General features: G+C 56.2%; 15 protein-coding genes and 1 other annotated feature. Of the genes, 2 read left to right on the plus strand and 13 right to left on the minus strand.

The window, feature by feature from the left end:
• Positions 1-20 precede the first annotated feature (20 nt).
• Entirely contained in the window at positions 21-1,037 is a 1,017-nt protein-coding gene (aroF, locus tag IEY11_RS10045) for a 3-deoxy-7-phosphoheptulonate synthase (protein ID WP_188886459.1), read from the plus strand.
• 237 nt (positions 1,038-1,274) lie between these two features.
• Here the strand turns inward: aroF and IEY11_RS10050 are convergent, their stop codons facing one another.
• A complete protein-coding gene (locus IEY11_RS10050; protein WP_188886460.1) occupies positions 1,275-2,102 on the minus strand; it encodes a polysaccharide deacetylase family protein in 828 nt (275 codons plus the stop codon).
• 145 nt (positions 2,103-2,247) lie between these two features.
• Here IEY11_RS10050 and IEY11_RS10055 point away from each other — a divergent pair, with 145 nt between their 5' ends.
• Entirely contained in the window at positions 2,248-4,026 is a 1,779-nt protein-coding gene (locus IEY11_RS10055) for a stalk domain-containing protein (RefSeq protein WP_188886461.1), read from the plus strand.
• Between the two features lie 54 nt (positions 4,027-4,080).
• Here IEY11_RS10055 and pheT read toward each other — a convergent pair whose 3' ends face one another.
• The 12 genes from pheT to rpsS all read right to left on the minus strand — a co-directional run bounded on the left by pheT (position 4,081) and on the right by rpsS (position 12,582).
• The gene (gene pheT / locus IEY11_RS10060) at positions 4,081-6,489 is read right to left on the minus strand and encodes a phenylalanine--tRNA ligase subunit beta (RefSeq protein WP_188886462.1); all 2,409 of its coding nucleotides are present in this window, start codon (positions 6,487-6,489) and stop codon (positions 4,081-4,083) included.
• Between the two features lie 213 nt (positions 6,490-6,702).
• Positions 6,703-7,722 (minus strand): phenylalanine--tRNA ligase subunit alpha, encoded by a 1,020-nt coding sequence (gene pheS, locus IEY11_RS10065; protein WP_110435200.1) that lies wholly within the window; start codon positions 7,720-7,722, stop codon positions 6,703-6,705.
• Positions 7,723-7,817: 95 nt separating this feature from the next.
• Positions 7,818-8,051, minus strand: a binding site (T-box leader).
• A 735-nt stretch (positions 8,052-8,786) separates the two neighbouring features.
• Positions 8,787-8,972 (minus strand): type Z 30S ribosomal protein S14, encoded by a 186-nt coding sequence (locus tag IEY11_RS10070; RefSeq protein ID WP_110435201.1) that lies wholly within the window; start codon positions 8,970-8,972, stop codon positions 8,787-8,789.
• 14 nt (positions 8,973-8,986) lie between these two features.
• Complete coding sequence (gene rplE / locus IEY11_RS10075) at positions 8,987-9,532, minus strand: 50S ribosomal protein L5 (protein WP_117555184.1); 546 nt, start codon at positions 9,530-9,532, stop codon at positions 8,987-8,989.
• Between the two features lie 19 nt (positions 9,533-9,551).
• Positions 9,552-9,869 (minus strand): 50S ribosomal protein L24, encoded by a 318-nt coding sequence (gene rplX / locus IEY11_RS10080; protein ID WP_110435203.1) that lies wholly within the window; start codon positions 9,867-9,869, stop codon positions 9,552-9,554.
• A 15-nt stretch (positions 9,870-9,884) separates the two neighbouring features.
• The gene (gene rplN / locus IEY11_RS10085) at positions 9,885-10,253 is read right to left on the minus strand and encodes a 50S ribosomal protein L14 (protein ID WP_116704662.1); all 369 of its coding nucleotides are present in this window, start codon (positions 10,251-10,253) and stop codon (positions 9,885-9,887) included.
• Between the two features lie 12 nt (positions 10,254-10,265).
• A complete protein-coding gene (gene rpsQ, locus IEY11_RS10090; protein ID WP_054326963.1) occupies positions 10,266-10,523 on the minus strand; it encodes a 30S ribosomal protein S17 in 258 nt (85 codons plus the stop codon).
• Between the two features lie 18 nt (positions 10,524-10,541).
• Positions 10,542-10,742 (minus strand): 50S ribosomal protein L29, encoded by a 201-nt coding sequence (gene rpmC, locus IEY11_RS10095; RefSeq protein ID WP_110435205.1) that lies wholly within the window; start codon positions 10,740-10,742, stop codon positions 10,542-10,544.
• A complete protein-coding gene (gene rplP / locus IEY11_RS10100) occupies positions 10,742-11,167 on the minus strand; it encodes a 50S ribosomal protein L16 (protein ID WP_110435206.1) in 426 nt (141 codons plus the stop codon). Before rplP ends, rpmC begins: the two co-directional genes overlap by 1 nt.
• Complete coding sequence (rpsC, locus tag IEY11_RS10105; protein ID WP_116704663.1) at positions 11,167-11,934, minus strand: 30S ribosomal protein S3; 768 nt, start codon at positions 11,932-11,934, stop codon at positions 11,167-11,169. The genes rplP and rpsC overlap by 1 nt, the downstream gene beginning before the upstream one ends.
• A gap of 13 nt (positions 11,935-11,947) precedes the next feature.
• Positions 11,948-12,283, minus strand: coding sequence for a 50S ribosomal protein L22 (gene rplV / locus IEY11_RS10110; protein WP_118478296.1), 336 nt, complete (start codon positions 12,281-12,283; stop codon positions 11,948-11,950).
• A 17-nt stretch (positions 12,284-12,300) separates the two neighbouring features.
• Positions 12,301-12,582: a 30S ribosomal protein S19 gene (gene rpsS, locus IEY11_RS10115; protein ID WP_110435209.1), complete on the minus strand. Its 282-nt coding sequence runs from the start codon at positions 12,580-12,582 to the stop codon at positions 12,301-12,303.
• Between the last annotated feature and the right edge of the window lie 5 nt (positions 12,583-12,587).

Consider the following 12,587-nt stretch of genomic DNA (forward strand, 5'->3'; position numbering starts at 1 on the left):
TTGTGAAGGAGTGAACTGAAATGATCGTTGTACTCAAACAAAACAGCGACAAAGGACATGTCGAAAAACTGATGCAGCATTTCACGGATATGGGGCTGCGGATCAACTATTCCGAGGGCGCAGATACCACCATCCTGGGCCTGATGGGCGACACGACCCGGCTCGATGAAAGGGACATTATGGCGTATGACGTGGTCGAGCGTGTACAGCGCGTGACCGAGCCGTTTAAGGCCGTCAACCGCAAATTCCATCCCGAGGACACGATCATCGAGGTTGCGGGCCGCAAGATCGGCACCGGCTACTTCAATGTTATGGCAGGTCCGTGCTCGGTCGAGAACGAAGCACAGATCGTCGAGTGTGCCGAGCGCGTCAAGGCTGCCGGTGCATCCTTCCTGCGCGGCGGCGCATTCAAGCCGCGTACCTCCCCGTACTCGTTCCAGGGTCTGGAGGACGAGGGTCTCAAGCTGCTGCTCGAGGCAAAGCGTCAGACCGGTCTGCCGATCGTCACCGAGATCATGAGCGAAAAGCACCTCGACCTGTTCGCGGATGTGGATATCATCCAGCTTGGCGCCCGCAATATGCAGAACTTCATGCTGCTGAAGGAGCTGGGCCGCTGCAACAAGCCGATCCTCCTCAAGCGCGGTCTGTCCGCCACCATGGAGGAGTTCCTCATGGCTGCCGAGTACATTTTCGCAGGCGGCAATACCAATGTTATCCTGTGCGAGCGCGGCATCCGTACCTTTGAGAAGCTGATCCGCAATAATCTGGATATCTCCGCTGTTCCGCTGGTTAAAATGTTCAGCCACCTGCCCATCATCATCGACCCGTCCCACGCAGCAGGCCGCCGTGATATGGTGCAGCCGCTGTCCCGCGCAGCCATCGCTGCCGGTGCTGACGGCCTGATCATCGAGGCGCATAACGATCCCGCACACGCCCTCTGCGACGGTGCACAGTCGCTCGACCTCAACCAGTTCGATACCGTCATGAAGGACATCAAGCGCCGCGCCGAGTTTGAAGGCCGCGTGATGATGCCGTAAACGCAAACAATGCACAAAACCCTCTCTGAAAATCCAGAGAGGGTTTTATTTTACCATATCGTTTTCCCGTACCTCGGCGCACCGTTTGTAAACCATCTGCAGCTGCGTAACCGTAGGGGCGAACAGTGTTCGCCCGAGAACCGTGTGATTTGGTGTTGCGTGGGAGCACACTGTGCTCCCCTACGGGATAACGCGTACCAATCGTTACATGCGGTGCGCCGAGCCGCCCCCTGCGGTTTAGCCGGATATCAGGTCTGTCAGTGAGCCAAAGGCATAACCCGCACTCTCCCACTTGGTCAGCAATTCATCGAGAATCCTCGCATTGGTCTCACTGGTGGAATGCAGCAGCACGATGGCCCCGTTATGTATCCGCGGAAGCAGCTTGGAGAATGCCTGCTCATCGGTCGGCTGATTATCCGTATACCAATCCACATACGCGAGCGACCAGAAAACCGTGGTATACCCCAGCTCCTGCGCCTGCCGGAGATTCTCCTCGCTGAACTTGCCCTGCGGCGGACGATAAAATTTCTGCATCGGCTGACCGGTCAGCGCGGTGTATTTCTCCTCGAGACCGTTCAGCTCTGCCGCAAACGCGCTCTTATCCGCAATGCCGGACATATCCGGATGGTGCAGCGTGTGGTTGCCCACAATATGCCCTTCCGCTGCCATGCGCTTTACGAGATCCGGTGCAGTATCAATAAAGTTGCCCACCACGAAAAAGCAGGCAGGCGCGTTATGCTTTTTGAGCGCATCCAGAATAGCAGGCGTGCAGCCGTTCTCGTAGCCCGCGTCGAACGTCAGGTAGATGGTCTTTCGGCTCGTGTCACCGACGTAAAACGCGTTGTACTGCCGCAGTTCCTCGGCGGAGACATTGCCGACCGGCGGCTGTCCCTCGGTCTGGAACGATAATCCCCAGTCGCTGACAGACGCGGGAACCGCCTGTTCGGCGGCTGTTGGCTCAGTATTTTCGCGCGGAAACAGAATGAAAACCGCAGTCAGAACCGCAAAAGCGCTAAGTCCCACACCGATTCGGCGCAGACCCGTGCGTGTGATCGTGATAAACATAGCAGTGCCCTCCCTTGCTCTACCCTATGCGGCTGCATGGGCAATATGCCGATTTTTCTCTGCCAATTTGCGTCAGGTTACAGGTAGACAACCCCTACCGATTTCCTGTACAATGGTAGTAACACCAACATGAGGGGGTTACGACATGAAAAAGATGAAACGATTTGCCTCTGCGGCACTGGCGGCACTGCTGCTGGCAGGCTCTGCGCCGAGCGCGCTCGCACTGGATACCACACCGCCGATGTATCAGCAGTTTGGGTACGACAGCGCAGCTGATTTTGAAGCCACTACCCACAGATTCTACACGTTCGACTATGACACGGCAAGCGACCGGTATCGCCAGTACATGGAGAAGATACTGGCCAATCCGAAGATCGCATTGGACTATTATTTCATTGGTTCCATGGAAGAACTGCAATTTGACATCGACATGCGTATCTATGACAGTGTGGAAGATTTCTATCATCAAGCAGCCTTATCCATGGTATGTGACGATGAATTTCCGCTGCGCGAGCAGCTTACCGTGCAGCTGAATGGCTGCATCGTCAAATTTCCGGACGCAAAGCCGGAAAAGGTGAACAACCGTACCATGGTTCCCTTCCGTGCAATCGCCGAGGCGCTCGGTGCCGAAGTGGACTACAACGCAGGTGCGATTACCGCTAAAAAGGACGGGCAGACACTTGCCTTCTCGCTTGGCGGCAAGCAGCTTACCATAACCGATGACAGCACCGGAAAGGTCATCAAAACCACCGATGTTGACTCTGCGCCGTACAAGAAAAGCGGACGTACTTACGTTCCGATTCGCTTTTTCGCGGAAGGCTTTGGCCTTACCGTGCAGTGGGACAACAGTGTGCAGACTGCGGTTCTTTATGACCGCGATGCACTGATTGCCGACATTGACAGCCGCTTTACCGTTCTCAATCAGTGGCTCAAGGCACAGCCGTCCTACGGCCAGAACGCAAAGGCTCTGCAAAGCACGGTCGATATCAGTGCCGCTTACACGGTATTCAACACCATCTCCGGCGACACAACCTATAACGCGTCTGCCAAAATCAATGCACTGACCGACGAAAACGGCATCGAGGCCACGATCTCTGCCGATTTAGGCGAACTGCCGCAGAATTTCTTCCCGCGATACGGCTACGACAGCTCTATCGAGACCGCGGTTTACGCGGCTCTGCATGATCTCAGCGCCGCGGACCGTAAAAATCTGCAGGTCCAACTGCGCACAACGGACACCTACGGCCATTTCTACCTGCATTGTCCCGCACTGTCCGGCGTTTTCGCCGACTGGGCCGAGTTTGACACCAAACTGAACGACCGCATGACTGCCATGAAAAACGGTGCATGGCTCAAGGTTTACACCATGGATACGCAGAGAGGCTCCAATGATTCTCCCGAACGCTGGTCCGAGCTGGCACAGGGCAAGGTGCATACGATCGGTGAATCCATCGTCATCAACAGCGAAAAAGACGCTGCCGGTACCGGCTGGAGCGGTGTTTATGCGCATGCACTGCAAGACCGCCGCGATCTGGAAGAATCCGCCGGTGACACGCTGTTTACCCGCAGCGGCACACGCTATACGGCAGCATATGAGGCCAATGTCTACCAATATGATGACGAACCCAAATCTAAGGTGAACTACACGCTGAATACTGCGGACGGCTCTATCTCCGGCACCACTTCAACCACCTTGAACGAATCGTATTGGGAAGAGCTGTATGAAACGCAGTTCTCCGGCAATCTGCGCAATCTGCAGCTCACGAAGACCCGACATACGCGCAACCAGGACAAGCTGACGCAGAAAATCGTACTCACTGCCTCCCCATCGGATACCGCTCCGATGACCGAGCCTTCCAAGGGCAGTAAAATTGTCGCATGGGAGCCGCGTCCGGATCAGATCGACTATTCCGCCTACGAATAAGCAAAAAAAGAGCAGATGCCAAGCATCTGCTCTTTCTCTATCCAATTCAGGAACTTAACCGCGCAGCTGAGCGCCGAACTCGGTCTCAAGCGCCGAGATAGCGGCACGCATTGCCTTGTCGCACTCCTCGTCGGTGAGGGTACGGTCGGGTGCGCGCAGGGACAGCGAATATGCAACAGACTTCTTGCCCTCCGGGATGCCCTTGCCCTTGTAAACGTCGAACAGCTTGACCGACTCGAGCAGCTTGCCTGCCGCCTTCTCAACAGCGGCCTGCATGGAAGCCGCCGGAACGGCATCATCAACCAGAACGGCGATATCGCGGGTGGATGCCGGGAACTTGGGCAGCGGATGATACAGCTTCTCCGGGTCGATGGCGGCCAGCAGCGCGTCCATCTGCAGCTCGGCAGCGAGTACCTCGCCGGACAGACCGTAGCGTGCGGCAACGGTCGGATGAATGGTGCCGAATACGCCGATCTCCTTGCCGTCAATGAGCACCTTGGCACAGCGGCCCGGGTGGTAGGACAGGTTGGCCTTCTCGGGAGCAAAGGACGCGCCCTTGATGTTCAGCTCACGCAGCAGCGCCTCGATTACGCCCTTGAACTGGAAGAAGGACAGGCGGCCGTAGCTGCCGAGGGTCAGGATCTTCTCCTCGTGCGGCAGTACGTCCGGGTCAGCCTTGCCGTCCTTGACGGTCGGGGTGTAGATGGTGCCCAGCTCGTACAGCGAAGCGGTCGGGTTGCGATGCGCGTGGTTGTGCGCCAGATTATCCAGCATGGACGGCAGCACGGTGGTACGCATTACGCTGAAATCCTCACCAAGCGGATTGAGGATGGTGGTGGAGATACGGCGCGGGTCGTTCTCGTCCCAGCCGATCATGTCGTAGAACTTCGGGGAGATGAACGAGTGGCTCATGGACTCGTCAAAGCCCGCCTCGCGGCAAACCAGCGCAGCAGCGCGCTCCGCCTGCTGAGCCGGCGTGAACTCACCCTGTACCATCTCACCGGCATACAGCGTGGTCGGAATCTTGTCGTAGCCGTACATGCGGGCAACTTCCTCGGCTACGTCGCACATACGGTTGATGTCGGTGCGGAAGAACGGCACAACGACCTCGTTGTTCTCGATCTGGAAGCCCAGCTTCTCGAGCAGCTTTACCTGCTCCTCCGTGGACAGCTCCAGACCGAGCAGCGCGTTCATCTTGTCCGGCTCAAACGGCAGACGCTTGTGGTTCGGGTCGGAGTTGTCAACATCGATAATGCCGTCAACGACCTCGCCTGCACCGAGCATCTCGATCAGTTCGCACGCACGGTTGACTGCATCGAGGGTCATGCGCGGGTCAAGGCCCTTCTCAAAGCGGCCGGAGGCCTCGGTACGCATGCCGAGCGCCTTTGCGGTGATACGAACGGTAGCGCCGTGGAAGTTTGCGGACTCGAAAACGACGGTCTTGGTGTCGTCCATAATCTCGGAGTTTGCGCCGCCCATAACGCCTGCAACAGCAACCGGCTTGTCGTTGTCGCAGATGGCAAGCATCTTGTCGCTCAGGTCGTGATCTACGCCGTCCAGAGTCTGGATGGACTCACCGTTGCGGGCACGGCGGACAACGATGCGGCCATCGGACAGGCACTTGTAGTCGAACGCATGCATCGGCTGGCCGTACTCGAGCATAACATAGTTGGTGATATCAACGATGTTGTTGATCGGACGAACGCCGCAGGCATGCAGACGCTCGCGCATCCACGCCGGAGACGGCTCGATCTTGATATTCTTAACAATGCGGGCGGTGTAGCGCGGGCACAGGTCGGTATCCTTGACCTCAACCGACATATACTCGTTGATGTCGTCGCCCACGCCCTTGACCTCCGGGGTCTTGACGCTGAACGGACGGTCGAAGGTAGCCGCAGTCTCGCGGGCCAGACCGATCACGCTCAGGCAGTCCGGGCGGTTGGACGTAATCTCAAAATCGGAAACCCAGTCGTCCAGACCGAGTACCTTCTTGATGTCCTCGCCAACCGGGGTGCCGGCCGGCAGGAACAGGATGCCGTTTTCGCACGCATACGGTACGCAGCCGTGGGACAGACCCAGCTCCTGGAACGAGCACATCATGCCGTTGGACGGCACGCCGCGCAGCTTGCCCTTGGTGATCTTCACGCCGCCCGGCAGGGTGGACTTGTGCAGGCAGACCGGACAGATCTCGCCAACGGACGCAGGCGTTACATTGGGTGCGCCGGTGACGATCTGCACCGGCTCCTCCTTGCCGACATCGAGCTGGCAAATCTTCAGATGGTCGGAATCCGGGTGATCGACAACCTCGAGAATCTTGCCGGTAACAACATTTTCGATCTCTGCGCCGAGATAGTAAACCTCCTCGACCTTGGAGCCGGACATAGTCAGCTTGGCATCATACTCCTTCGGCGTGATGCCGTTCATATCGGTATAATCCGAAAGCCAGGATAATGGCAACTTCATAGGATATTTCCTCCTTGATAGTATCGCGCCATCAGGCGCGCATGAAATAGAAACAGCCTTGCTGTTTCGTAAAAACGCGGGGCGTGTACCTGCGTTTTTACACCCCGACCCAGCCGCCGTGGGCGGCGTCGTTCGGGTATCGAAAAGCGGTTTCGCCAGGAACCGTTTTTCGTATATAGGGGACTTTTGAAGTCCCCTATAAGGCGTCAGCGCTTAGAACTGGTGCAGGAATCGAACGTCGTTCTCATAGAACAGACGGATATCGTCGATCTTGAAGCGGCCCATAACCATACGCTCCAGACCGATGCCGAAGGCGTAGCCGGAGTATTCATTCGGGTCGATGCCGCTCATCTCAAGCACCTTGGGGTGAACCATGCCGCAGCCGAGGATCTCAATCCAGCCCTCGCCCTTGCAGAGCGGGCAGCCTTCGCCGTGGCAGCGGTAGCACTGGATATCCATCTCCGCAGACGGCTCGGTGAACGGGAAGTGATGCGGACGGAAACGAACAACCGTGTCCTCGCCGTACAGCTTCTTTGCAAACAGCTCGAGGATGCCCTTCAGGTCGCTCATGCGGATGCCCTTATCGACAACCAGACCCTCGATCTGATGGAACAGCGGAGAGTGGGTTGCGTCAACGGCGTCCGAACGGTAAACACGGCCCGGCGCAATAATACGGATCGGCGGCTTGCGCTTTTCCATCGTGCGGACCTGCATCGGAGAGGTCTGCGTGCGGAGCACAACGTTATCCGAAATATAGAAGGTATCCTGCGTGTCGCGTGCCGGATGGTCCTTCGGAATGTTCAGCGCCTCAAAGTTGTAGTGATCCAGCTCAACCTCCGGACCCTCAGCAATCGAGAAGCCCAGACCGAGGAAAATCTCCTTGAACTCGTCGAGCACGATGTTCAGCGGATGCTTCTTGCCGATGACAACGTCCTCACCCGGCAGGGTAACGTCGATGGTCTCCGCCTCCAGCTTCTTCTCGAGCGCAGCCTGCTCGATCAGCTTCTTCTGCTTGTCAATGATGGTTTCGATCTCCGCACGAACGTCGTTGATCAGCTGACCAACAACCGGACGCTCCTCTGCAGCAACGTCCTTCATGCCCTTGAGCAGCGCGGTCAGCTCACCCTTTTTGCCGAGGAACTTAACGCGGGCCTCGTCCAGCGCGCGCGAATCCTTCGCGGCAGCGAGCTGCTCCTTCGCGGTCTGCAAAATGCCTTGCAGCTTTTCTTTCATACCAATTCTCCTTCTTTGGCTTGTATATAAGGGATGGTCTCTTATACCAATTAGTAATTCCTAATGAAACAAAAAACGCCTTTCATCCCTCCAAAATTAGGGACGAAAGGCGTAAAACTTCCGTGGTACCACCCTGATTCCCGAAAAAATCGGGCACTCATTGAACGCCGGTAACGGAGCGTTACTTCGCCGGCGCCTACTGCATCTATTCAGCACCGGTGCTCACAGGGGAACTTCGCGCCATACCTCGATAAACGGCTTGCAGCCATGGGACCGTTCTCTCTGAGAAAGAGGAACACAGCGTTACTTTTCCTGCTCATCGCATTGGAATATTCATAACAGAATTATTAAAACACATTTTGCGGGAAAATGCAAGAGGAAAACCGGATTTTTTCGTTAAAATGAAGATTTAACATGATGTTTTCCTTTGTTTGGCGGTGCGCCGAGGTCGGCGCACCCTACGAGATAGATTGTACCAATTATTAAACCCGCAGGTGCCGTCCGTTACAACGTGCCAAAGAGCTGCGCGACACTGCTATCCCCCAGGGGACCCTCTCTTGCCCTACGGGCAATTCACCTTGTGTCGCGCCTGCGTTGATAAAACCATCTGTGTAGCAGTACGCTATCTGTGAATTGCGAACATTTCACGAAAGACACACAACGGTCACCCGACTGCCGTTCCCTGTTTCGAAGCGGTCGCCGGTCTCTGTTCTGCGCCAGGCTAACAAATAAGGGAAAGGTAGGAGTTCAAAGAGGAAGGAAAACCGCAGGTTGTCCTTCCTTTTTGCCCCTGCCGCGGGGCGCGGCACGTTCCCGCCGTCCGCAGACGGCGAATCCCCCCGCTGAGGTGCAGCGGAAAACTTCCCGCCCGGAAAGGGCGAACACGCCTGCGACAGTTCGCGTACCCCGCTCAGCCGGTGCTGAAAAAGGCTGCCGCCCGTCAGGGGCGAACCCGCTTACGCAGTTCGCGTGCCCCGATCAGTCGGTGCAGAAATGGTCTCTGCCCACCGTTAAAGCATAAAAAAAAGGAACCCTTACGGGTTCCTTTTTGAAATCGCTCTTCCTTACCAGGATGCCTTGCGGACACCCGGAATCTGGCCCTTGTAAGCCAGCTCGCGGAAGCAGATACGGCAGATACCGAAATCACGCAGGTAAGCGTGCGGACGGCCGCAAATCTTGCAGCGGTTGTAAGCTCGGCTGGAGAACTTCGGCTTAGCCTGCTGCTTGAGAACCATCGACTTCTTAGCCATTTAACTTCTCCTCCTTACTTCTCAAACGGAGCGCCCATCAGAGTAAGCAGCTCCTTTGCTTCTTCATCGGTATTTGCAGTGGTGCAGATAACGATGTTCATGCCGCGGATCTTGTCGATCTGATCGTAGGAAATTTCCGGGAAGATCAGCTGCTCGTTCAGACCCAGAGCGTAGTTGCCACGGCCGTCAAATGCGTTGCCGTTGATGCCGCGGAAGTCGCGTACACGCGGCAGAGCTACGTTGAACAGACGATCCAGGAACTCCCACATGCGGTCACGGCGCAGGGTTACCTTAACGCCTACCGGCATGCCGTCACGCAGCTTGAAGTTTGCGATGGACTTCTTAGCGTGGGTGATGATCGGCTTCTGGCCGGAGATCAGGGTGATATCACGGACAATAGCCTCGATAACCTTGGAGTTACCGTTTGCTTCCTTACCGCAGCCGACATTGATTACGATCTTGTCGAGCTTCGGGATCTGCATTGCGCTCTCGTACTGAAACTTCTTCATCAGAGCAGGCGCAACTTCCGCAGTATACTTTGCTTTCATATTCGGAACCATTTATTGCAACCTCCTCTTCTTAAAGCGTTTCGCCGCAGTGCTTGCACACCGTCAGCTTAGTGCCGTTCTCGGTGAACTTATGCGCTACACGAGTCGGCTTGTCGCACTTCGGGCATACGCGCATTACCTTGCAGGCACGCAGCGCACCCTCGCGCTCGATGATGCCGCCGGTTTCACCCTGACGGCGGGGCTTGGTGTGGCACTTGATCATGTTCACACCTTCAATTACTACCATACCCTTCTTCGGGTTTACGGACAGGATCTTGCCGCGCTTGCCCTTTTCCTTGCCGGAAAGAACGACTGCGGTGTCGCCCGTCTTAACGTGCAAATTGTTCATTTGTTGGCGACCTCCTTACAGTACTTCCGGAGCAAGCGACAGGATCTTCATGTAATCCTTGTCACGCAGCTCACGAGCGACAGGCCCAAAGATACGGGTGCCGCGGGGGTTTTTGTCATCACGAATGATAACGCCAGCGTTCTCGTCAAAGCGGATATAGCTGCCGTCAGCGCGGCGCAGGCCCTTAACGGTGCGGACGATAACTGCCTTAACGACATCGCCCTTCTTTACGCCGCCGCCCGGGGTGCACTTGCGCACCGAGCAAACAACTACGTCACCGATGTTGCCGTACTTGCGTGCGGAGCCGCCGAGAACACGGATTACCTTCAGTTCCTTTGCGCCGCTGTTGTCAGCTGCACGCAGAAAGCTTTCCTGCTGAACCATGTGCTCTCCTCCTTACTTTGCCTTCTCGATGATCTCGACCAGGCGCCAGCGCTTGTCCTTGGACAGCGGACGGGTCTCCATCACCTTAACCTTATCACCGATGCCACACTCGTTGTTCTCGTCGTGTGCCTTCAGCTTATAGGTGTGCGGAATAACCTTCTTGTACAGAGGATGTGCTACACGATCCTCAATTGCTACGACAATGGTCTTATCCATCTTATCGGAAACGACCTTGCCTACTCGCGTTTTGCGTAATGCTCTTTCGCTCATAATATTCGTTTCCCTCCCTTATGCCTTCTCCGCGATCTGCTTCTCGCGGATAACGGTATTGATACGAGCAATGTCGTGCTTGACTTCATTGATCTTGTTGGTGTTGTCGAGCTGATTGGTAGCGAGCTGCAGACGGAGGTTGAAGAGGTCCTTCTTCAGCTCACCGAGCTTTGCAGACAGCTCCTCAGCCGTCAGTTCTCTGATCTCAGATGCCTTCATCATGCTTCACCGCCATTCTTCTCACGGGCAACGAACTTGGTCTTGCAGGGCAGCTTGTGGCTTGCCAGACGCAGTGCCTCACGAGCAACTTCCTCGGAAACGCCTGCAATCTCAAACAGTACACGGCCCGGCTTAACTACTGCAACCCAGTACTCGGGTGCGCCCTTACCGGAACCCATTCGAGCTCCAGCCGGATGCTTGGTAACCGGCTTGTCGGGGAAAATCTTAATCCATACCTGACCGCCACGCTTGGTGTAACGGGTCATAGCGATACGGGCTGCCTCGATCTGATTCGAGGTGATCCAGCACGGCTCGGTAGCCTGGATACCGAACTCACCGTTCGATACGAAGTTACCGCGGGTAGCCTTGCCGGTCATACGGCCGCGATGAACGCGACGATACTTAACTCTCTTAGGGAGCAGCATTAACGGTTGCCTCCTTCCTGACGGGGAGCACGACGCTCGCCACGGTTGAAGTCACGACGGCCGCGACGGTCACCGCGACGATCGCGGCGCTCGAATGCCGGCTTCGGAGCTTCAATGGAGCGACCCAGACGCGGACCGCCGTGGAGAACCTCACCCTTGTAGATCCATACCTTAACACCGATGCGGCCGTAGGTGGTCGCAGCTTCAGCAAAACCATAGTCGATGTCCGCACGCAGGGTCTGCAGCGGAATGGTGCCCTCGTGGTAATGCTCGGTGCGTGCGATTTCCGCGCCGCCCAGACGGCCGCCGCAGGAAACCTTGATGCCCTTGGCGCCCATGCGCATTGCACGGCCCATGGACTGCTTCATTGCACGGCGGAAACCGATGCGCTTCTCGAGCTGAGCTGCAATGTTCTCAGCAACCAGGGTAGCGTTGGTGTCCGGGTTCTTGATCTCGATGATGGAGCAGCGAACCTTCTTGCCGTACTTCTTGGTCAGCTCTTCTTCGAGCTTCTTGATGTCCTCGCCGCCGCGGCCGACAACCATGCCGGGACGTGCGCACTGGATCATGATCTTGATTTCGTCGTTCTTGCGCTCGATCTCGATCGCCGGAACGCCTGCGTCGTACAGACGCTTCTTCAGATCCTTACGGATCTCGTAGTCTTCCACGAGGAGGTCGCCGAACACATTGTCCTTAGCGAACCAACGGGAATCCCAATTCTTGATAACGCCGACACGGAGACCGTTCGGATTTACTTTCTGGCCCATTGATTACCCTCCCTTATTCTTTCTCGCCAAGAACCAGCGTGATGTGCGAGGTTCTCTTGAGGATTCTGAATGCACGGCCCTGTGCACGCGGCATAACGCGCTTCATGATCGGACCGGGACCGACGTGAACTTCCTTAACGTAAAGCTTGTCGGTGTTCATGCCGTGATTGTTCTCGGCATTGGCAACTGCGCTCTTGAGGAGCTTCTCCATCGGCTCGCATGCTGCCTTGGGGGTATTCATGATGATGGCCATAGCTTCGCCCGCATCCTTGCCGCGGATCAGATCGCAGATCAGCTTGATCTTTCGCGGGGTCATGCGTACGTTGCGTACAATAGCTCTTGCTTCCATGTTACTTTAACTCCTCCTTACTTGCCGTTATTGGAGGTCTTGCTGCCCGCGTGACCCTTGTAGGTACGGGTGGGAGCAAACTCGCCCAGCTTGTGACCAACCATGTCCTCGGTAACGTATACCGGAACGTGCTTGCGGCCGTCGTGTACTGCGATAGTATGACCGACGAACTCAGGGAAGATCGTGGAAGCGCGGGACCAGGTCTTGAGGACCTTCTTCTCGCCCTTTTCGTTCATTTCAACGACTCTTTTGATAAGCTCAGGAGCCACAAAAGGGCCTTTCTTAACACTTCTGCCCATATTAA

It is taken from the genome of Butyricicoccus faecihominis (genome assembly GCF_014648015.1).
Taxonomy (GTDB): domain Bacteria; phylum Bacillota; class Clostridia; order Oscillospirales; family Butyricicoccaceae; genus Agathobaculum; species Agathobaculum butyriciproducens.

Excerpts from the sequence above, each read along its gene's own strand:
- rplX (WP_110435203.1), bottom strand. The coding sequence starts at position 9,869 with ATGAACAATTTGCACGTTAAGACGGGCGACACCGCAGTCGTTCTTTCC.
- rpsC (WP_116704663.1), bottom strand. The coding sequence starts at position 11,934 with ATGGGCCAGAAAGTAAATCCGAACGGTCTCCGTGTCGGCGTTATCAAG.
- rpmC (WP_110435205.1), bottom strand. The coding sequence starts at position 10,742 with ATGAAGGCATCTGAGATCAGAGAACTGACGGCTGAGGAGCTGTCTGCA.
- rplP (WP_110435206.1), bottom strand. The coding sequence starts at position 11,167 with ATGCTGCTCCCTAAGAGAGTTAAGTATCGTCGCGTTCATCGCGGCCGT.
- pheS (WP_110435200.1), bottom strand. The coding sequence starts at position 7,722 with ATGAAAGAAAAGCTGCAAGGCATTTTGCAGACCGCGAAGGAGCAGCTC.
- rpsQ (WP_054326963.1), bottom strand. The coding sequence starts at position 10,523 with ATGAGCGAAAGAGCATTACGCAAAACGCGAGTAGGCAAGGTCGTTTCC.
- IEY11_RS10070 (WP_110435201.1), bottom strand. The coding sequence starts at position 8,972 with ATGGCTAAGAAGTCGATGGTTCTCAAGCAGCAGGCTAAGCCGAAGTTC.
- rplE (WP_117555184.1), bottom strand. The coding sequence starts at position 9,532 with ATGGTTCCGAATATGAAAGCAAAGTATACTGCGGAAGTTGCGCCTGCT.
- rplV (WP_118478296.1), bottom strand. The coding sequence starts at position 12,283 with ATGGAAGCAAGAGCTATTGTACGCAACGTACGCATGACCCCGCGAAAG.
- IEY11_RS10050 (WP_188886460.1), bottom strand. The coding sequence starts at position 2,102 with ATGTTTATCACGATCACACGCACGGGTCTGCGCCGAATCGGTGTGGGA.
- rplN (WP_116704662.1), bottom strand. The coding sequence starts at position 10,253 with ATGGTTCAGCAGGAAAGCTTTCTGCGTGCAGCTGACAACAGCGGCGCA.
- rpsS (WP_110435209.1), bottom strand. The coding sequence starts at position 12,582 with ATGGGCAGAAGTGTTAAGAAAGGCCCTTTTGTGGCTCCTGAGCTTATC.
- aroF (WP_188886459.1), top strand. The coding sequence starts at position 21 with ATGATCGTTGTACTCAAACAAAACAGCGACAAAGGACATGTCGAAAAA.
- IEY11_RS10055 (WP_188886461.1), top strand. The coding sequence starts at position 2,248 with ATGAAAAAGATGAAACGATTTGCCTCTGCGGCACTGGCGGCACTGCTG.
- pheT (WP_188886462.1), bottom strand. The coding sequence starts at position 6,489 with ATGAAGTTGCCATTATCCTGGCTTTCGGATTATACCGATATGAACGGC.